This window comes from Marinobacter sp. LV10R520-4 (assembly GCF_002563815.1).
Lineage (GTDB): Bacteria > Pseudomonadota > Gammaproteobacteria > Pseudomonadales > Oleiphilaceae > Marinobacter.
On the sequence record NZ_PDJM01000001.1, the window covers coordinates 3,600,581 to 3,620,713 of the forward strand.

Annotated in this window: 13 protein-coding genes and 1 pseudogene; 10 read left to right on the forward strand and 4 right to left on the reverse strand. The window is 51.9% G+C overall.

Features of this window, described 5'->3' with window-relative positions:
• Positions 1-44: 44 nt before the first annotated feature.
• From ATG98_RS17390 to ATG98_RS17420, 8 genes and pseudogenes are all read left to right on the forward strand, one after another.
• Positions 45-1,670, forward strand: a complete 1,626-nt coding sequence (locus ATG98_RS17390) for a MotA/TolQ/ExbB proton channel family protein (protein ID WP_098423965.1) — start codon at positions 45-47, stop codon at positions 1,668-1,670.
• A gap of 66 nt (positions 1,671-1,736) precedes the next feature.
• The gene (locus ATG98_RS17395) at positions 1,737-2,387 is read left to right on the forward strand and encodes an OmpA/MotB family protein (RefSeq protein WP_228706184.1); all 651 of its coding nucleotides are present in this window, start codon (positions 1,737-1,739) and stop codon (positions 2,385-2,387) included.
• A complete protein-coding gene (locus ATG98_RS17400; RefSeq protein ID WP_098423967.1) occupies positions 2,384-3,508 on the forward strand; it encodes an HNH endonuclease in 1,125 nt (374 codons plus the stop codon). Before ATG98_RS17395 ends, ATG98_RS17400 begins: the two co-directional genes overlap by 4 nt.
• Before the next feature lie 106 nt (positions 3,509-3,614).
• Positions 3,615-4,256 (forward strand): annotated as a pseudogene (locus ATG98_RS23050) (DUF262 domain-containing protein); the annotation flags it as partial.
• Positions 4,257-4,298: 42 nt separating this feature from the next.
• Positions 4,299-5,876: a hypothetical protein gene (locus tag ATG98_RS17405; RefSeq protein ID WP_228706185.1), complete on the forward strand. Its 1,578-nt coding sequence runs from the start codon at positions 4,299-4,301 to the stop codon at positions 5,874-5,876.
• Positions 5,877-5,949: 73 nt separating this feature from the next.
• Entirely contained in the window at positions 5,950-12,396 is a 6,447-nt protein-coding gene (locus ATG98_RS17410; RefSeq protein ID WP_098423969.1) for a DEAD/DEAH box helicase, read from the forward strand.
• Positions 12,374-14,515 (forward strand): UvrD-helicase domain-containing protein, encoded by a 2,142-nt coding sequence (locus ATG98_RS17415; RefSeq protein WP_179888194.1) that lies wholly within the window; start codon positions 12,374-12,376, stop codon positions 14,513-14,515. Before ATG98_RS17410 ends, ATG98_RS17415 begins: the two co-directional genes overlap by 23 nt.
• Positions 14,516-14,627: 112 nt before the next feature.
• Positions 14,628-15,341: a hypothetical protein gene (locus tag ATG98_RS17420; protein ID WP_098423971.1), complete on the forward strand. Its 714-nt coding sequence runs from the start codon at positions 14,628-14,630 to the stop codon at positions 15,339-15,341.
• 95 nt (positions 15,342-15,436) lie between these two features.
• Here the strand turns inward: ATG98_RS17420 and ATG98_RS17425 are convergent, their stop codons facing one another.
• From ATG98_RS17425 to ATG98_RS17440, 4 genes are all read right to left on the reverse strand, one after another.
• Positions 15,437-15,805: a hypothetical protein gene (locus tag ATG98_RS17425; protein WP_098423972.1), complete on the reverse strand. Its 369-nt coding sequence runs from the start codon at positions 15,803-15,805 to the stop codon at positions 15,437-15,439.
• A complete protein-coding gene (locus ATG98_RS17430) occupies positions 15,802-16,200 on the reverse strand; it encodes a hypothetical protein (protein WP_098423973.1) in 399 nt (132 codons plus the stop codon). The genes ATG98_RS17425 and ATG98_RS17430 overlap by 4 nt, the downstream gene beginning before the upstream one ends.
• Before the next feature lie 160 nt (positions 16,201-16,360).
• A complete protein-coding gene (locus ATG98_RS17435) occupies positions 16,361-17,335 on the reverse strand; it encodes a helix-turn-helix transcriptional regulator (protein ID WP_098423974.1) in 975 nt (324 codons plus the stop codon).
• Between the two features lie 22 nt (positions 17,336-17,357).
• Complete coding sequence (locus tag ATG98_RS17440) at positions 17,358-18,263, reverse strand: ADP-ribosylglycohydrolase family protein (RefSeq protein ID WP_179888196.1); 906 nt, start codon at positions 18,261-18,263, stop codon at positions 17,358-17,360.
• Positions 18,264-18,376: 113 nt separating this feature from the next.
• On the opposite strand from ATG98_RS17440, the gene ATG98_RS17445 reads away from it, so the two are divergent.
• Together ATG98_RS17445 and ATG98_RS17450 are read left to right on the forward strand one after the other, a co-directional pair.
• On the forward strand, positions 18,377-19,306 hold the full coding sequence (locus ATG98_RS17445; RefSeq protein ID WP_098423975.1) for an ADP-ribosylglycohydrolase family protein: 930 nt from the start codon (positions 18,377-18,379) through the stop codon (positions 19,304-19,306).
• Positions 19,307-19,442: 136 nt separating this feature from the next.
• The gene (locus tag ATG98_RS17450; protein WP_098423976.1) at positions 19,443-20,063 is read left to right on the forward strand and encodes a hypothetical protein; all 621 of its coding nucleotides are present in this window, start codon (positions 19,443-19,445) and stop codon (positions 20,061-20,063) included.
• Positions 20,064-20,133 lie beyond the last annotated feature (70 nt).

The window sequence follows — 20,133 nt, forward strand, 5'->3', positions numbered from 1 at the left end:
CGACATAAGTATGTTCCGTTTTACAGCGGATAGATGGAGTTTTTATGTTTTCGAGTCCTCTTGAGAAAGCCATTGCTCCCTTGCAGGCGAGTGCTGTTACTGATTTTTTTATCGGGATTTTATTGCTGGTTTTCGTTTTAGCCTGCGTTCTGAAACGCACCAATAAACTCCATGGTTTTACTCAGTACACCCCTACGTTACTCACCACGTTGGGTATTCTGGGCACATTTTTTGGCATTGTCGCCGGGCTTCTGGCGTTTGATATTGAACGGATAGACGAGAGTATACAGGGCCTTCTTGGTGGTATGAAAACGGCCTTTATAACCAGCCTGGTGGGTATGCTGCTTTCCATCGTCTACAAAGTGCTGGTGTCTGTTGGCCTGTTGGTCAACTCTGCCAAAGAAGAGCTGGATGAAGATCAGATTGGTGCAGCGGAACTCTACGCCGTGATGCGTGAACAACGTGATGGCATTGCGGCGCTAAACCAAGCTATTGGCAGCGGTGACGAGTCGAGCTTAACGGGGCAGATGAAACTGCTGCGTTCTGATATCAACAATGCTGGAAAACAATCCCGCAAAGATGCCGTCGAATTCCAGGAAAAGCTTTGGATAAAGCTCCAAGACTTCGCCGACATGATGTCAAAGTCGGCGACTGAAACGGTTATTGAGGCTCTGAAACAGGTCATTGCTGATTTTAATAAGAACTTGACGGAGCAATTCGGGGAAAACTTTAAACAGCTAAACCTGGCCGTAGAAAAACTCGTTGTGTGGCAGGACAACTATAAAGGCCAGGTTGAGGATATGACCAAGCAATACGCCCAAGGTGTGGCTGCAATAACGGATACGGAAGCTGCCGTCGCCAAGATTCATGAACACACCACGCATATTCCACAATCCATGACCAAACTGGGCGAGGTGATGACGGTGAACCAGCATCAGATTGATGAGCTTGGCCGCCACCTTGAGGCCTTCAAAGACGTTCGCGACAGCGCAGTTGAGGCAGTTCCGGCGCTTAAGGAGCAGATTGGCTTGACCGTTGACGGCGTCAGAGATGCTTCGAAAGTGTTGCTCGATGGTGTTGCCAGCACCACTGAATCCTTTCAAGAGGTGATTTCACAGGGAGCGGAAGAATTCCGTTCTAGCGCCTACAGCGCAAACCAGTCGCTGGTAAGTGCATCCGATGTAATTCAAAAAAGCACCGAACAAACCACACAACTATTGAAAGACATGGCAGACGAACTGAATAACAACTTCCGGAATCTGGCTGCCGATATGAACGAACAAAGTAAAACCATTGGCGATACGCTTCGTGATTCTGGCAGGGCGATGATGGATGAAGCCGCACGCAGCCGCGAAAGCTTTGAAAGTGGTCTGGAGAGTATGCGCACGCAGCTGGCGGGAAATCTGGAGCAGATGGCCGAGCAGCAGGCAGCCCAAGTTCAGAATTTGGTGGCAGGGTTGAAACAATCGATGGAAGAGGCCATTCGAAAGAGTGCAGAAACAACATCTGAAAGTGTACAGATTCTTGACCAGGCGCTTCAGTCTGAAATAAATCGCAGTATGGAGCAGATGGGGCAGGCTTTGGTGAGCATCACTGGGAAGTTTACAGAAGACTATCAGGGCTTGGTTAATGAAATGGACCAAGTGATTCGGACGCGGGCAACAGCTTAAGGGTTTGTTATGGCAAATTTTCTGAACCCCAAAGCGTCAGAGCAGGAAGAAAGCCACTGGCTGTCTGTGTCTGATTTGATGGCCGGTTTAATGGTGGTGTTTTTGTTTATTGCCATTGCGCTTATGCGTAATGCGCTAGCAGAGCGCGATAAAATCAAAGAAGTTGCGGTTGCCTATCAGGAAACCCAAGTACAGATTTACGACGCGCTCTTGGTCGAGTTTTCTGACGATTTGCCCGTATGGAACGCTGAAATTGACAGGGACTCCCTCACATTCACCTTCAACTCCCCTGATGTGCTATTCGAACAAGGGGAAATTGCATTAAGTGAGGAATATCAAGCGCTGTTAATGGATTTCTTTCCGCGTTATCTGGTTGTGTTGGGTGAGTTTAAAGAATCGATCAACGAGGTTCGTCTAGAAGGTCACACCAGTAGTGTGTGGGGCCGCACAACGAGTGATACAGAAGCTTACTTCCTGAATATGGCGCTGTCTCAGGGACGAACGCGAAGTGTGCTCGAATTTGTGTACAGTTTGGATCAAATCAAGCCTTATCAAAGCTGGATAAAATCCAATATTGCGGCGGTTGGTTTCTCTTCTGCAAAACCGGTGTTTAAAGACAATGCTGAAGAAGATTTTGAGAAAAGCCGACGTGTGACATTTCGGGTGATTACCAACGCAGACATCCGCATCAAGCAGATTCTGGAGATTGATGGATGAAGCTGCACTTTCCCATTGAGCAGCTTTGGCGTCAGGTTCGAAAGATGGGAGCGCAAGAGCGGCAATATTCTCTCAACGCGCCTGTCGCTGAACCGGTTCCTGATATTGTTACTCGCTTCAACCAGGGCGGCGCGGAAATTGCGTTGGAAGATGTCGACGTTATCGGGGGCGTGCTTGGCAGCCACGGTGCCCAGATTGTGCTTTACATACCGGATCAGGGGCAGGGCATTGATGAAGTTTTGCAAGATGGGCCGAAAGGTAAAAAAGTTCACGTTGCCGACTGCCAGACCCTTGAGCAAATGCGACAGAGAAATCGTTTCCAGCGATATCAGGCGGTTGTTAACGTAACCGGAGATTTCAACGTGTTCGGTTTTTCCATGTCCCAGCGCCAGAGTGTTGAGGGTACCGCTCGTTTGCGGGTGTGTATCAACTGCCTCAAGCACCTCAACTACAAAGGCTATGTAACTGAGCGAGGGCAGGCGAGCCAAATCTTGAGCCGTTTCAACCTGAAAGACTTTTTTGCCGAACACAGCACACTGTTCCGCTATTTACCCACAGCTTTCATTGAACCAAAATCCGGTTATTCCGATGATTGGAAAGAAATATCTCGCAACTTTCGCGCTCGAAAAAACTATAGCTGCGAAAGCTGCCGGGTAGACTTGAATGCCCATAAAAACCTGCTTCACAGCCATCATATTGATGGTAACAAACGGAATAACAGCGTAACCAACCTGCAAGCCCTTTGCGGTGATTGCCACCGCAAGCAGCCACTACATGACAACATGTATGTGAAAGCCGCCGACCTGAGCGTTATTCAAAAGCTGCGAAAAAACCAGGGGGTTCTGGGAGACACAACCGATTGGAATGACTTGTTCCAGTTAATTGACCCGCCTTATCAGGGGTTGCTGCGACTTTATAGGAGCAGAAATGAGCCAAAACCAGAAATCGGCTATGAAGTTATGGATGCCTTAGGCGCAGTAAAAGCGGAGGCCGAGATGGCCTGGCCAAGAACCAAGTTTGCGGTTGTAGGGGATCAAAAAGCGAAAGAAAGTTGGGGCGCACTTGGATGGAAAGTGGAGACTCTGGAAGAGGCATTGCGTGGTTTCAGGGATGGAAAATGAATGTGCCAGCCCGGGCAGCCTTTGATTTTTATGTACCAGAAATGTATGTCGATGATAGCGTTGTTTGAGCGTTTCACGATGGACTTAATCTGAAATAGGACGTTTCATGAAAATTTCCACTCTTCTTTCACAAATTGAGCTTGGTCAAATTGCTTTGCCGGAGTTTCAGCGTGGTTATGTTTGGAATCGTGACCAGGTGCGGGGCCTAGTTCGTTCATTGTACAAGCGCTACCCGGTTGGGAGCTTGCTGGCGTGGAATACTGATTCGTCTGAGGCGAAAAGCCGTGGTGTAAGCCATTCTCAGCAAAGCTCGAATGTAAAAATGCTATTAGATGGTCAACAACGGATGACCTCGCTTTACGGTATTGTGAACGGCTGTCCGCCAGCGTTTTTTGATGGCAATGCCAGCGCCTTTATCGACTTGTATTTTAACGTTGAAACGGAGGAGTTCTCGTTTTACATATCGAGCAAAATGCAGGCAAACCCTTTGTGGATTGATGTTACCGGCCTGATGAGAAATGGCCCGGACGTTTTTCTAACAAGAATCATCAGTAGTTGCGAAGACCCCATGGTGCTTGCGGGCCTGGTAAGCCGGTACTCCACGCGTTTGAATCGGTTAAGGGATATACGCGACATTGATGTTCACGTGGAGGATGTCTCTGGCCCCGAAATGACCCTAGATGTAGTGGTTGATATCTTCAACCGCGTCAACAGCGGTGGCCGAAAGCTGTCTAAAGGCGACTTGGCACTGGCTCGAATCTGTTCGGTTGAGCCAGATGCTCGTTCGCGTATGCGCAAAGCTCTGGACGACTGGAACGAGGCCGGGTTTTGTTTCAGCCTAGACTGGTTACTGCGCAGCGTTACCACCATTGCAACAGGTGATGCCCGTTTTACTGCACTTCATGATCTTGACCCCGGCACGTTCAACGCTGCCTTGCAGCGCGCCATCAACCATATCAATAGACTTCTTGATCTATTTGGTGCGCGCTTGGGGCTGGATCACCAGCAGGTTCTTACTGGTCATTTTGCTTTTCCAATACTGGCCCGATTTTTAGACGATGCAGGTAGTAAAGCGCAGAGTGCGGAAGTTCAGAATAAGATTTTGTTCTGGTATGTACAGGCCGCTATTTGGGGCCGTTATTCCGGTTCTACAGAAAGTGTTCTCGCCCGTGACCTTAACATACTGCTTAACGCAGAGCCTGGAGACGGCCTTGATGCGTTAATACGTGAGCTTCATTTGTGGCGTGGAAGTTTGCGTATTCGCCCTGAACACTTTACGGGGTGGAGCCGTGGAAATCGGTTCTATTTCACGTTGTATATGCTCACCCGGGTAGGCGAAGCCCAAGATTGGGGCACAGGTCTGCCGCTGAGGAAAGGCATGCTGGGCAAGAACACATCGCTTGAGATGCACCATATTTTTCCACGGGACTACCTTAAGAAAAATGGCCATGACGATAAGATAGCCATCAACGCCTTGGGTAATTTCTGTTTTCTTACAAAGAACAGCAACTTGCAAATAAGCAACCGGCCACCGACTGACTATTTTCCTGAAGTGGAAGCGCAGTACCCGAGCGCGCTGGTAAGCCAGTGGGTTCCGCAGAATCCAGAGCTGTGGAAGGCAGAGAACTACCCGCAATTTTTATTGCAGCGCCAGCAGATGTTGGCTGATGCGGCGAATGATTTTCTTGATTCGCTGTATCAATTGCCGCTAGGCGATAGCGGCTACGAGTATGCTCCCATCGAGCAGGGCGTGAGCGCGCCAGGTGGTATTTCCGATGCCGAAGAAGAGAGGCAGCTTGATGCTGTGAATGACTGGGTGTTGATGCGTGGTTTGCCGGCTGGCGATAAGGAATACGAGCTGCGTGACAAAGATACTGGCGAGCTAAGGGCTTTTCTTGATTTGGCCTGGCCATCTGGTCTTCAGGAAGGGCTTTCGGAGCCCGTCGCGCTCATTCTTAACGAAGGCGCAGACGTTGTAAAGGCTGCTATGGGCGCGGGTTTTCAGATATTTGAAGATGCTGAAGAGTTTCGTACTTATACGGCGCGTAAAGTGTTGGGTGATTTGCATTACGGTTTACCTGAATGGGCTGCTCAGGTTGAAGAAACCGCTATTCCCGTGGTGAACCATATTTTGAAAAGTGACTTGCCAGCGCCAGAGTGCGGAGCTGAAGTTCAGTTGCCGTCAGGCGAAGTGGCCGGTGAGTTTGAGTTTGCTTGGTACGAGCAGCGAGTGGCCGTGTGGTTTTCTGCGGTGCGTGCACCGCAAAGATCAATGCTTGCTGCGCAAGGTTGGCGGCTTTTTTCGTTAGAAGAAGTTATTACGCTGCCAAAGTTACTAGAGGTTGCGCTGGAAAAGCACTCATATTAAAAGGTTTGGGGTGATTGAAGCGTTGCAACTTCACGAATGAAAAAAGTCTAAGCATTTAGAAAAAGGAAGCATCATGATTCCCGGCCTTTTAGCTAACGAAGTATCGGCTGCACTGCGCGAGTTTATCGTTACCGGCTATGAAACTGAAACAGCGCCCTTCAAAGGTGAGTTCAAGCGGCTGGTAGAAGAGCAGCAAGACGGTGAAGCGTTTATTAAAGGGCCTTATGTGTCTGTAGGGCTGCCGTTCGTGAGCGGCTCCGCAGGCCGGGATTTCTTCCGAAGTTTTACCACAGAATTTCTTCCCCATGCACATCAGGAGCAAGCCTGGCAGCGTTTGGCTTCTGACAAGCAGGCCGCCAATACCCTCATTGCCACCGGCACTGGCTCTGGTAAAACAGAGTGCTTTCTGTACCCGATTCTGGACCATTGCCAGCGTGTGGGGAACCGCGGCATTAAAGCGATTGTCATTTATCCCATGAACGCGTTGGCCACCGACCAGGCTAAGCGTTTCGCCCAAACAATTCATAGTCAACCTGCTTTGAAAGGCCTGCGAGTCGGGCTTTTTGTGGGTGGTGACGGCCATGGCAGCAAAGCCATGGCGCCGGAACAGGTGATTACAGATAAAGACACTCTGCGGAGTAACCCGCCAGATGTGCTGCTGACCAACTATAAAATGCTCGATTACCTGTTGATGCGCCCAAAAGATCAAAAATTATGGGCCAACAACGGTTCTGACACGTTGCGCTACCTGGTAGTAGACGAGCTGCATACATTTGACGGTGCCCAGGGTACGGATTTGTCGCTGCTTATTCGGCGATTGAGGGCGCGGTTCGATATGGTGCCGGAAAAGCTGATTTGCGTAGGTACGTCGGCCACCCTGGGTGGAGACGACAGTACTCAAGGCCTGTTGGATTACGCCTCGGATGTGTTCTCAAGTCGGTTTCGCTCTAATGGCGTGATTGTAGAGCAGCGTAAAAGCGAGTCGGATTTTTTGGGTGACATGGTGTATTTAAGCTTGAACCCGCAGGTTGGCCCCGAGCAACTCAGTGAAACTCTTGGCCAAAGCCTGGAGGCGTATTTACAAGCTGCTTACCAACTGTTCTTTAGTAAAGTCCCGGAGCAAGGCCTCACCGGAATGGCCGGCCGCATTATGTTGGGTCGAGAGCTTAAGCAACACGGTCAGTTGGCGAATTTGTTACGCCAGCTAAAGCAGGGCAAAGGCACACCTACGTTTCGAACTTTGGTTGAACGCCTGGCGGCGCAGATTCCCAAGCGCTTTCAGCGCCAGCCCGAGCAGGCACTGATTGCATTGCTGGCGCTGCTGGCTCATGCCCGCGCTGATAACGAACAGCCGTTTGTACAGTTGCGTTTGCAGCTGTGGTCGCGAGAACTGCGGCGAATTGTTGGAACGTTGCGTGAACCCGCTGGCAACGCCGTAACCGATGACGAAACAGATGACGGCATCGGGGCACAGCGCCAGTCGCCGTTGCTGTCGTTTGGCGATGATCAGCCACCAAAAGATCAGCAATTGGTTCGTTTGCCGTTGGTGCAGTGCCGCGAATGCCACGGTACGGCCTGGTTAACGAGCATGGAGCAGAGCCACGCCACGGGGCAGACCATCGAAACAGATTTATCTCGTATCTATCCCGATTTTTTTGCCAATAAAAAACAAAGCAGCCTACTTTTGCCCTGGCAAGAGGGGCGGGCTCAGTCTTCGGGCGGGTTCCATCTTGAACATTTCCGAGTATGCCGCGATTGCGGCGACACAACCGCAGTGGATTACAACGGTGATTGCAAAAGCTGCCAAGCGGGTAACGAGGCGCTTGTTCGTGTTAGCAAACCAAACTTGCTAAAAGCGGTACGCAGGGGCAAGACAAACGATTCGGTGGCCGAACACAACTGTCCTTATTGCTCTGCTAAATCGGCTTTGGTGGTGTTCGGTGCCCGTGCAGCAAGCTTGAGTGCGGTAGCCATTCACCAGCTGTTCAGCAGCCGCGATAACGATGACCGCAAGTTGCTCGCGTTCAGTGATTCGGTTCAGGATGCTACCCATCGTGCCGGTTTTTTTGCCGCCCGAACCTGGCAAAATAACGTGCGTATGGCGCTCACCCAACTGCTTGAAAGTCAGCCCGGCCCAGTCCCGTTGGCGCGGTTTTCCGAACTGTTTGAATCCTGGTGGTTGAATCACCAAGGTCAGCAGGGGCGTTTAGCTTTGCCCGACTATTTACGCGAATTTATGCCGCCAGACAAGCGCTACCAGGGGGCTTTTGAAAAGTTTGAACAGTCCGGCACGATCAACGATCCCAGTACACTGCTAAAGCTAATTCGTGAGCGTATGCTGTGGCAACTGCTCGAAGACTTGGGTTGGCGTTCGCAGGTAGGTCGCTCCCTGAACCGCTTGGGTATTGCTGCGCTGACCTGCCCTCTGCCCGAGGTGAATGCCGCCGCGTTAGCTTGGCGTGAAACTGTGGATAACACCCTGGGTTACCGCATAGACGCAGACACCGCCGCCAAGTTCATGTTGGGGTTGGTTCAGCACCTTTTACAGTTGGGCGCCTTTGGACTCGAAAGCCTGGCCTACTACCGCGAGCACTCCGGAAAATCTTACCTGCTCAGTTTTTTAAATTACGCGCCGCCATTAGGGCCGGGCTCGCCCAGGCCAAAGTACCCGGCTACGGGTAAAGGTGAAGGTTATGAGCCGTTGGTGAATGCCAACGCATCGCAATCTTGGTATGAGCGGTGGTTAGCCTGTCTTGATCCGCAAGCTCTTATTGACCGAAAACAGCTGGAGCATGTTCTGGTCGCCGCGCTGGATGCATTGTGTACATGCGATCTGCTGCGCCAAGAGTTAAATGAGCGGGGCTCAAAACTGTGGGTGTTGAACCCCGAAAAAATCAACATCACAACGGATATTCAGGCTGTTGAATGTCCGGGTTACAGGCCGATGCACCTGCCGGCAAGTGAGGTGAGTAATTGGCTAGGCTTGCCTTTGCTGAATGCGGCCTCGGCAGAGCTTACCTATCAGCACTTGGCGCCAGTGCGCGATTCGTTGTACCGAACGCTGTATCGCCAGGGCGAAATTCACCGGGTGATTGCCCATGAACATACGGGTTTACTGGCGCCCGTTGAGAGAATACGGGTAGAGAAGAGCTTTATAGAGGGTGTTGGCCCCTGGGAATACAATTTGTTATCGGCGACACCCACGTTGGAAATGGGTATTGATATCGGTGGCCTGTCCAGCGTGCTGTTGTGTTCGGTGCCCCCGGCACAGGCTAATTATTTGCAGCGAGTGGGGCGTGGCGGCCGTCGCGACGGCAATTCCTTTGTGCTGACGGTTGCCAATGGCCGTCCGCACGATTTGGTGTTTTATGCAGACCCGAGCCGAATGCTGGATGCGCCGGTAGAGCCCCCAGCGGTTTTTCTTAAAGCCCGCCACGTGTTGAGGCGCCAGTTGCTGGCCTATGCGATGGATTGCTGGACACGTAAGGCCAAGGGCGATAACCACATACCGCCGCACATGCAGCCCGTGCTGGATGCGGTAGAAAAAACTCGCGAAGACAACTTCCCTTACACATTGTTGAATTTTCTGAAGCACAATATGCAGGAGATTTGGGATGGTTTTGCCGGCCATGTGGCGACCGACCTGAGTGACGACGACCAAGAACTGCTACGCCAGTATCTGTTTGGCGGGCCGCAACACCCGGATGATCACTTGCAGTTGTATGTGCTTAGCAGGCTGAAAGTGGTGGCTGATGAGCGCCTGCAAATGGCCACAACGATTAAAGAATTGGATAAGCAGTTGAGCAATCTGCGCAAGCAGCCACAAGACGAACACACAAAAGACGAGATTGTTGAGCTTGAGCGTGAACTGGCAGGTTACCGCAGCCTGCGTATTCGCTTAAACAAACGCGAAACCCTGAATTTCTTTACCGATGAGGGCCTGCTGCCTAACTATGCCTTCCCGGAAGAAGGCGCCACCTTGCACTCGGTGATTTTTCGGTCCGAGAAAGCGGTGGCTAGCAGTGCCGACGGCGCTGAACGGGAGTTTATAAAGCGCGAGTATGAATACCAAAGGCCCGCCCAAGCAGCCTTAACCGAGCTGGCGCCGGATTCGGTGTTTTACGCAGGTAATCGAAAGGTGAAGATCTCCCGGGTGGAAACGGCGAAAGGGCGCAATATTCAGGACTGGCGTTTTTGCCCCCGCTGCAATTACTCCGCAGCGGCAGATGTGCCCAAAGCAGGCTTTAGTGATAAAACTTGCCCGCGCTGCCAAACCAATCAGTGGGGTGATGAAAGCGCGCGCACCAAAATGCTGAAAATGACCCAAGTGTACGCCTTCACCAACGCCAGAGACGCTCAGCTGGATGACAACTCTGATAACCGCGAGCCGGTGTTTTTCAATAAGCAGATGTTGATTGATTTCAAACCGTCAGACATTCGCATTACTTGGGTTTTGGATGACAAAGATCGCCCCTTTGGTTTTGAGTTTATTCGCGCTGCCAACTTCCTGGAGGTAAATTTTGGCCGCAGGGATGGCGATGAAATGTTTTTTGATGTGGCTGGTGAAGAGCTTCAGCGCGCTGGCTTTCCGCTGTGTAAAGAGTGCGGCTCGGTGCAGTCGCGGGCGGCGGCTGCTGGCAAAGCCGAAGCCAGCCATTTGAAAAGCTGCACCTATTCACGGGGTGCAAAAAAGCTGCCCAACGGTAAGGAAGACATAGGCATTGAGAACTGCCTGTATCTGTATCGCCAGTTTTCGTCTGAAGCCTTGCGTATTCTGCTGCCGCGGCTTGCCACCGGCGGTACTGATGAGCAAGTGAATTCGTTTGTGGCGGCTTTGCAGTTAGGGCTGAAGCGCCGCTTTGGTGGCAAGGTAGATCATTTGCGAGTGGCCTACCAGAGTGAGCCGGTAGGTGAAACCGACGAGCGTAGGCACTTTATTGTGCTTTACGATTCGGTTCCCGGTGGAACAGGTTATCTACATGAGCTGTTGAGCAAGGCGGAACACATGCAGGCGGTGTTCCGCATGGCCTACAACGTGATGAAAGCCTGCGACTGCTACCAAGATACCATGGATGGCTGCTACCGCTGCCTGCTGGAATACCGCAACGCCTATGGTATGGAGAGCACCAGCAAAGCACTGGCGCTAGAGATGTTAAAGGACATTGTGGATAACGCGCACCAGTGGGTTCAAGACACTCATTCACTCAGTGCATTAGCGGCTAATCCGTGGATTGAAAGTGAACTGGAGGCGCGCTTCCCAGAGGCCCTTGCAGCGTTTTCGGGCCACGATGCAGTGAGTGGCCAAAAGGTTCGTGTTTCCCAGGATGTGATTCGTGGCAAGCATGGCTGGCGCCTGATCATTGGGCAGGTGGCCTATGAAATGGAGCCGCAGGTTAACCTTGGTTCGGCTCAGGGCGTGCAGTTCGCCAGCTGCCCGGATTTTGTTCTGTGGCCTGTGGGCAGTGATTTACAACCGGTGGCGATATTCCTGGATGGTTATAAATTTCATGCCAATAAAGGCAGTGAAGATTTGATCAAACGGCAGGCGTTAATGCATGCGGGTTTTGTTGTTTGGTCACTCAATTGGTACGACGTTAACAAGGTGCTGGGGGATAAGGCTATAGATGTACCGCTGCCGGCGGGTATGACTTCGCCAGAACAAAACCACGCAGCGATTGCTGGGTTGGCGAAGTTGGCGGGTGTTGAAAACAGTGCCGAGCACTTGGCGAAAACCACGTTTGAACTGCTTATGCATTTTCTGACTAAACAAGATTCGGATGCACTGGCTAAACAAGCGTTGCTGTTTACATTGCAGTGTTTGCCGGCGGGTTCGCTCGTAGACCCAGCCATAAAATCGAGTGTGCTGGGTAATCTAAACGGTTTGCCAGCGGCGTTTACCGATAGAACGCCCAGTGCGATTGCGCTGACAGGTTCGGTGCAATTGCGCGACGAAAAACAGGCGGCCGACATTGTTATGCAAATGGTCGCGGGCGCGGACCTGTTCAAAATCTGTGATCTTAACCAGGCTATGGTGTCTGTATGCTATGACTTGCACAAAGACAGCGCCGAACAAGCCCGTTATCAGTGGCAGAGATTCTGGGCCGCTGTGAACCTACTGCAATTTTTGCCGCTGATGTACGCTTGGACACCCGCTTCTAAACACGACGGTACAGCGGCCGGATTGTTATGGCCTGATTTGCAGAACCAGCAGGCGGAACAAAAATTCAACGAGGTTCCGGACTGGTTTGAACAACTGGATCAGCCGATAGCAGACTTACTCAGTGCCAAGAATATAAATTGGCTGGAGCCGGGCGTGGTGGGGGAAGCGGTGATGAACGTTAACAACGAAGTTATCGGCGAGGCTGAGATTCTGTTCTACGAAGGCAAAATTGCTTTTTTGCTAGAGGAGTCAGATGACCAAATGGCCAGTAAGTCCTATTTGCAGGCGGAAGGCTGGTGTGTGTGTAGCTCGGTAGATGATTTGGCCGCGGCCATCAATGAATTGGATTCAGGAGATTGAGATGGTCAGCGTTGCGTTTTCTGACAAGTACTTTGAAAATTTGTTGAAACTTACGCCGAATGAGCAAAGCCAAGCTAACAAAGCGGTGATGCAGTTTCAGCAAGACCCGCAACATAGCGGTTTGCACTATGAAAAACTAACGGCCTGCAAAGATACCAAACTGCGATCTATTCGTGCCAATCAGGACGTGCGCATCATTCTGGCCGCGGCCGAAAACCAAAGCCTCTACCTGATGCTGCACGTGGCGCATCACGACGATGCCTATGCTTGGGGCGCCAAGCGTAAGGTTGAGGTTAACCCGAACACGGGCAGCATCCAGGTTTACACGGTTGAAGAAAAGTCATTAAGTGCAGCGCCTGCTGAAAACGCTGATGTAGTTCAGCCCGGGCTGTTCGACGCTGTTCGTGACCGGCAGTTATTGCAGCTTGGCCTACCAGACAGTTCATTGGCTTTGGTTCGCGCCATGAGAATAGAAGCCGACCTCGAAAACGCCCGCGATAACGAACAGGTCCCGCTGGATGTTTACGAAGGATTGTTCATGCTGTTGGCCGGCGCGAGTTTTGAAGAAGCCTATAACGAGATTGTTCCTGTTGCTCCACAAGCGGTAGATACAGACGACTTCAGCACCGCGCTTGCGCGCCCTGAATCCCAGGCTCATTTTGCGGTGGCTGAAAACGAAGAAGCGCTGCAGGAAGTGCTTAACCAATCCATCGAAAAATGGCGGGTGTTTTTGCATCCGGCCCAGCGACGGCTGGCCAATGGCAAGAAAAACGGGCCTGTGCGCGTGCTCGGTGGCGCTGGCACCGGTAAAACTGTGGTGGCCATGCACCGGGCCAAATTTTTGGCTGAGCAGTTAGCCGACGACGAAGGCACCATACTGTTCACCACATTTACGCGTAATTTGGCGGCCGATATTCAGCAGAATCTGAATAAAATTTGCAGTCAGGAGGCTCTAAAACGCATAGAGGTGATGAACCTGGATGCCTGGGTGGTCAGTTTTCTAAAGAAGCAGGGCTACGATTATGGTTTGCTAATGGACAGCCAGGAAGAGAGGCGCTTGTGGGAGCAGGCCTATTCGGAAAAGCCGGCTGATTCTGATTTGAGTATGGCGTTTTTTCAAGAAGAGTGGGCCCGTGTTATTCAGCCCCAGTCGGTAACAACGGTAGACGACTACAAAAAGGCGTCGCGCATTGGCCGAGGCACCCGCCTAAACCGCCAGCAGCGCGTAGATATCTGGCCAGTGTTCGAGCGTTATCGGCATTTGCTGGCTAGCAATTATCTGAAAGAAGCAGACGACGCTTACCGCGACGCTCGCAATCTGCTTGAGACAAATCCTGAGCTGCGGCCAACTCTGCGTTCGGTGATCGTTGACGAGGCCCAGGATATCGGTAGCCAGGCGTTTATGCTGATTCGCGCGTTGGTGCCGCCAAGCCCCAACGATTTGTTTATTGTGGGCGATGGTCACCAGCGAATTTATGGTAAGAACAAAGTGGTTCTTGGCCAGTGCGGCATCGACATTCGAGGCCGCAGTGCGCGTCTTAAAGTGAATTACCGAACAACGGACGAAACCCGCAAGCTGGCGGTGAGTATTCTTGAAGGGGTCGAGGTCGACGATCTGGACGGCGGCCAAGACACGCAACAGTTCTATCACTCGCTGATGCACGGGCCGGTGCCAAGCGTTCAGTGTTTTGACTCCAGCGCAGATCAAGCGACCGCCATACTGGCCGCTATTCACGACAACAAATTGATGCCTGATGCCTGTTGCGTTATTGCCCGTACCCGCAAAGAAGTTAACGATCTGAGAAGTCAACTGGAGAGCCAGCAACAAATTTGCCACTTGCTAGACGGCCGCAGCGCCAGCACCCCAAACGGTGCGCTTAACCTAGCGACCATGCACCGAGTAAAAGGCTTGGAGTTTGACTCGGTGTTCATAGCTTCTGCCAACAAGGGCCTGGTGCCCATGGACTATGTGGTTAATACAGCCGCCGACCCCGTAACCCGGCGCCAACGGGAAAACGAGGAACGAGCATTGGTGTACGTGAGTCTGACACGGGCGCGGAAGCTGGCGTTTGTTTTTGGGTATGGGCAGATGAGTGAGTGGTTTGATACGGATAAATAATAGAGGCTGGGTGGTTCAATGGCTCGCTAAAACGTTTTGAGTAAGCCGATGGAAGGTTAAGCGGTCGATGTCTTGATATGGTTTTATTAGTCGGCAATGAGGAAATTGATCTATGAGTAAGCTCGCCGAAAATAAAATTCGAATCCCCGTTAAACTGGTCGATGGCAAGTGGGAGTTTTTCTATGGGGGGGATGTGCCTATCGCCGAGGAAACTTTCGCCGAAATTGTCGTAGACAGAGCACGAATTACAGATCAGGAATTTCTTACCCGGCTTAAGAAGAAAACGTCGTACAAAATTATGGAACCGGGAACAAAGCTGATTGTCTCGCTGACCATTAAGAATCAGCCGAAGATCGAAGGTAACCTCCTGCAGCATTTTAAAAAGATCGACATAAAACAGATATCAATCGAGAAAAAATTCACACGATATGGCGTCGGTCCTGAGACTCGCTTTGTCGAAATCATGGTGGGTGAGGCGTCGACGCGAAGACTTAACCGTGAAAAGTCTTCTCAGGGAGGCGTGTGGCTAGATTTGGAAGGGATGGAACCTCAAGGCCTGACAGTCAGCACTTTGATTTTACCTGAAGGTATTACTGATGAAGAAGTAGATAGTCTTAATTATGCGTTTACCCTTCTGTCCGACAAATTTGAGCCTTGGCGCAGGTCGCATACCGGTAACATCTATGAACGTATTTTCTATCAGGAGGAGAGTGGTGTTTGGCATCCTCTGAATGTCCTGCGGAATGCTGCGATTGCCAGCGAGGAGCAAAGGTTTATCCGAGCTCAGTGGCAAGATATTTGTAGGCAGTTGAATCTCAATTTTTGAGGGCGCGACTGCTCGTAGGACAGGTCTCCGCGTCGCGTTTAAATAAATTGCGACAGTATTCGGTAGCGTGTCAACTCCATCCAAGCACGGTGGCTTCAGATCGTCTCTAATCCTGCTACCCGCTTCCGAGCTTCACGAAACGCAACATCCCAGCTGTCATTGGTAGTTGGCATGCCGTTTAGTCCAAGTGGGCTTACCCCGAGTTTCTCACGACGCGCATTCACTTTCGCAGTGTATTCAGCGCTCATTGGGTTAATACCCCGCCGGCGGTCGGCGGCGTCGGAAATTGAATCAAGTTGGTTATCGGATTCTTCCGGAAACAATTCAAAATGCAGGGTGCGTGCAAGCTGTGAAATCTGCTGATTACGGGCATCTTCTTCGTTTACCCGTCTGATTTCAGCTTCGCTCAAGCCCTCGCGTGCTTTTTGGTACGCGCGGGCTTCTTCTTTTTTAAAGCGGTTCATAGGCTTTCCTTGGCAGGTTGTTTGATGCTGATATGAAAAGTCATCGCGTTGTGTGAGCTGATCAGCAGGGCGCGTATTTCAACGGACTCCGGCTGCTGGGTAATGTCCAGAATCTCCCGTGTTACGTTGCTGTATCTCAGTTCGGAAACCCAACGCTTCAAGAACAATAACAAAGCGCCATCCAGGCTGGCATTCCGGGTGATCAGTTCGCACCGCAAGTAGGCGGTTGGGTTGTCCCACTGTCGTATTATTTTTGATTGCTCAATATCAAAAACGGTGTCTTGGTCGAACAGTGCAAATTGCAGTTCGTAATCAAACCTGGCGATGGTGGCATCAAAATCGTAGCGCGTAGGCGTAAATCCGTTATCGGCAAGAATGGCTGCAAAATCGTTCATATTGTTTCCTCTGTTGACTGACGTGCCTTATTCATTGCCAGCTCTTCAAAGAACAAAACGATCATAGCGGATGTTTGCGACAGATTGTGTCGCAACGCTTGGCCGATTTGAGTTTGAGCGGTAAATGCACTGAAGAGCACGTTCTACAACCCGCGCCTGGTCAGCTTTGCTTCAAAAATCCCGCTGGCTCCAGAATTTCAAGCTCTGTTTCTATTCGCCGCGACAACCATCGGCGTAGCTGCGGGCTGTCTTCTATAAAGGTGGTGACGATGTAATGGCTCGGGCTGTCGCTGCTCCGTTCCAGGTTCTGCTCCCGGCCAATGGGGCGGTTGAACAAGGCCTCGGCCAGGGGCTGATTTGCGCGTATGACTAACCGAAACGAGCCCTCCATACCCAGCACGAACTGCTGCGCAAGATCCGGCTCCAGTGAGCTGTCGTTAAAGCTCAGACTGGCGCTTGCTTGGGTAATACGGTGCAGCGGGATCAGCTGAATGCTGTCGTCGATGGCGTTGGCGTCGGGATTTTCGGCGAGTAGATACAGAACTTCTTCCTGTAACAGCAGACGCAATGGCTGAAGTTTGCGGTAGGTTGTTTCGCCATTCAGCGTTGTGACTGTCAGGTCTAGTGCATCGGTGTCCCTAAGCGCGTCTTCGATAATGCTTTGTGCCTCTGCATCAATGGGCGGGGACTCCGGGCGCATTGGGTCAGGCAGGTACTGGATCAGCTGCATCCACTGTTGAGTCTCGCGGTTTTGAGCGGCCGTTGCGGTTGCTTGTTCCCAAAGGGAGTCGAGGCGGTTATAAACGCCGCGGGGTAATCGGTTGTAGGCCTGCTGTTTTAGCAGGGTTAGGGCTAAAGCCGCGTCGCTGTTGTTGATCAGTGTTTCCGGCAACAGGCCTTTAAGGCTTGTTAAATGCCAGTAACTTGCTCGCCCGTTATCGCCCTGATTGTCTTCACAATAAACGGCTTGCGGGAACGTATCGAGAAGGCTGGCCAGATCCCGCTCCACGCTGCGTTTGCTGGCGGCGTAGCCGCGGTCCCCGAGGATTTTGTGGATTTCTTTAGTGGACTTCGCCTGGCCCGGGCGAGGGAGAGTTTTAAGTATTTCAATTTGCCGTTGAAGCTGAGTCGCCATGGGTACAATGCATTCCCTGTCGTTATTCGCTTTGAGGCGTCATGCCGATTAACCGCTTGGCCAACGTTTCTATGCGACGTTTGCCCACCAACACGTTTAGCCAGCCTTCGGGAATTCCGTCGATGCCATAATGGCACCCAGCTAACTGGCCTGTTACGGCGGCGACGGTATCGCAATCGTCGCCAAGGTTGGCGGCGGTGAGTAACGCGGATTCCAACGAGCTGGTTGATGCGAAACACCAAAGGGCGGCTTCCAAGGTGTCGACCACATAACTTTTGGCTTTGATCAGCGTCTCCGGTTTGTTGAGGTATTCGCCTCGGGCTAATGCCATGATCTTTTTGCTTTGCCAGGTTTGGTCAGCCGCTGCCGACAGCGCGTCGGATTTGTCCTCGCCAAGGAGTAAGTGCTGAAGGATAAGGGCGAGCAATTCACTGGCTTCCAGACACTCTTGGGCGCCATGTGTGGTGCGCGTGGATTCCCGCGCCCAAAGGCGGACAAGTGCCGTGTGCGGGTGCGCGGCGAGCACAGCGGGAAGAAGACGCATCAAACCGCCGTTCCCTGCCGCCAGGGGGTGAGTGGACCCCGAGAAGGCTTCACCGGTGTCTTTGAATTTGTTCAGTGCTGCACCAAGGGTGTTGCCCGGGGTGAGTGCCAGCTCACACGGCCAACCTTCTTTGCGATCGTAAAACCCCTCGTAACGGCGCATTTGATCGGCGGGATCTAAGCGGTTTGTCTCAACCAGGCTTTCTCCCAGGCACAACGCCAGTCCCGTATCGTCAGACCACTGGCCGACCGGAAGGTAACGGCGGGTGCTGTGCATATCTGTGATTTCAGCGCTTCCACGGGGACTGAATTCAACGCCGTTGGCCAGAGCATCTCCACAAGCCAGTGCTAACAGTCCACCGAGTGCGCGATCGTTCAGGGTCATGGGTTTTCCGGTTGTTTGGGTGATGTCACTGTGCAATTCATTATCATAGCCGGTTGCGACAAAATGTGACGCATAGAGTGTATAGGCTGTTTCCATCATCAAGGAGACGGCAAATGAAAAACAACACCGAATTTGCGAAAAGTACGCTGCTGGGTTTGGCTTGTGGCGACGCGCTGGGGACCACCGTCGAGTTTCGACGCCGGGATACTTTCCCGCTGCATACGGAAATGACCGGCGGTGGCGCATTCAATGTAAAGCCGGGCGAGTGGACGGATGATACCTCTATGGCTTTGTGCCTGGCACAGAGCCTAGTTCAGTGCCAGGGGTTTGACTCGAAAGACCAGCTTGAACGCTATCTTCGTTGGATGAACGAAGGGTATTTGTCGTGCCACGGCTGCTGCATCGATATTGGCGGTACCACTCGCAACGCCTTAAAACGTTTTGAGCAAACTCGTGTGAGTTATGCCGGCACGGATAACCCGTTTGAGAGCGGCAACGGTGGAATCATGCGCCTGGCGCCCGCCATTTTTGCGAGTGCGGACCGCGCTAAGGCGTTGGAGCATTTGATTAATAGCAGCCGCACAACACATGCCAGTGCAGATTGCCTGGATGCGGCGGAGTTACTGGGTGCCATTCTCTGGGAGCTGCGCGAGGGTAAGGTGTTGAAAGCGGTGCTTGAAAATCTGCCTGACACTTGCGAGCGAGGTATGAAAATTGGCCGAATCAAGCGCGGGTTTTTTCGCACGCTTGGGCGCGAGCAGGTCTCATCAAGTGGCTACGTGATCGATACCCTGGAGGCTGCACTCTGGTGCTGTTACCACTCGGAGGACTTTGAAACCGCACTCATTACAGCGGTGAATCTGGGAGACGATGCCGACACGGTGGGGGCGGTTACGGGACAGATCGCGGGTGCGGCCTGGGGCGAAGCCAGCATACCCTCGCGGTGGCTAAACAGCTTGGTATGGCGGAGCCAAATTGAGGACATGGCGAATGGATTGGGGCGACTGGCAAGTTGCCCATTGAACGAAGAACATGCGGTTTAGATTCGCCTGATGTTTGTGGCGTTGCCTGTTGGCCTCTATGGGTACCGGCAGGTGATAGAGTGGGGCGACGGGCAAGTCTGGTACATTAATGTCGGGGTTTTAAATTAATCAGAAATAAGAATGGAATCTGTATTTCATGCCATTACAAAATCGCGTGTGCCCAGATGGGATAATAAAAAGCAGTCGCTCACGAGGTACCTTCATGGGTAACCGCGGTGTGCTTCACAACGCCAACAAAGAGCTCAAACGGCAGTTCAAAGCCAAGGCGTGGATTACCTGCCTTCTCGAATTTAAGGGAAGGCAGCGGGAGCTAATGTCGCCCAACGCATACACCGAGCTGTTCTTTCTTGATGAGGTAACTGCGTTCGCGGCCGGACATCGGCCCTGCGCAGAGTGCAGGCGAGCTCGTTACAATGAATTTCGCGATGCCTGGAGTGACGCCAACAGCTGGGAGGGCGACACCGTTGTTAGGGCCCCTCAACTGGATGAGGTTCTTCACGCTCAGCGGATCGATGGTGATCAAAAAGTTCTTTGGCGCCATTCCCTGGCGAATCTGCCCCACGGAACGATGTTCAGAGTTGGTGACGACAGCTATGCAGTGTGTGATCAGAAAATGGTGAAGTGGGGCTTTGAGGGTTATTCAGCCGCAGAAAGAGAAGATCTACCGGAAACTGTCGATGTTTTGACTCCGCGCTCCGTGGTGAATGTTTTTAATAGTGGTTTTAGGCCAGTGTTTCATCCAAGTGCAATTTCGTGAGTGTGAACTTTGGAGAGCGAGCTGATGATTCTACGACTTTGATGGATGAACAGAGGCAATGGTTGAGTAA

Coding starts and splice junctions, on each gene's coding strand:
- ATG98_RS17390 (WP_098423965.1), top strand. CDS start 45: ATGTTTTCGAGTCCTCTTGAGAAAGCCATTGCTCCCTTGCAGGCGAGT.
- ATG98_RS17400 (WP_098423967.1), top strand. CDS start 2,384: ATGAAGCTGCACTTTCCCATTGAGCAGCTTTGGCGTCAGGTTCGAAAG.
- ATG98_RS17405 (WP_228706185.1), top strand. CDS start 4,299: ATGCGCAAAGCTCTGGACGACTGGAACGAGGCCGGGTTTTGTTTCAGC.
- ATG98_RS17410 (WP_098423969.1), top strand. CDS start 5,950: ATGATTCCCGGCCTTTTAGCTAACGAAGTATCGGCTGCACTGCGCGAG.
- ATG98_RS17415 (WP_179888194.1), top strand. CDS start 12,374: ATGAATTGGATTCAGGAGATTGAGATGGTCAGCGTTGCGTTTTCTGAC.
- ATG98_RS17420 (WP_098423971.1), top strand. CDS start 14,628: ATGAGTAAGCTCGCCGAAAATAAAATTCGAATCCCCGTTAAACTGGTC.
- ATG98_RS17425 (WP_098423972.1), bottom strand. CDS start 15,805: ATGAACCGCTTTAAAAAAGAAGAAGCCCGCGCGTACCAAAAAGCACGC.
- ATG98_RS17430 (WP_098423973.1), bottom strand. CDS start 16,200: ATGAACGATTTTGCAGCCATTCTTGCCGATAACGGATTTACGCCTACG.
- ATG98_RS17435 (WP_098423974.1), bottom strand. CDS start 17,335: ATGGCGACTCAGCTTCAACGGCAAATTGAAATACTTAAAACTCTCCCT.
- ATG98_RS17440 (WP_179888196.1), bottom strand. CDS start 18,263: ATGACCCTGAACGATCGCGCACTCGGTGGACTGTTAGCACTGGCTTGT.
- ATG98_RS17445 (WP_098423975.1), top strand. CDS start 18,377: ATGAAAAACAACACCGAATTTGCGAAAAGTACGCTGCTGGGTTTGGCT.
- ATG98_RS17450 (WP_098423976.1), top strand. CDS start 19,443: ATGCCATTACAAAATCGCGTGTGCCCAGATGGGATAATAAAAAGCAGT.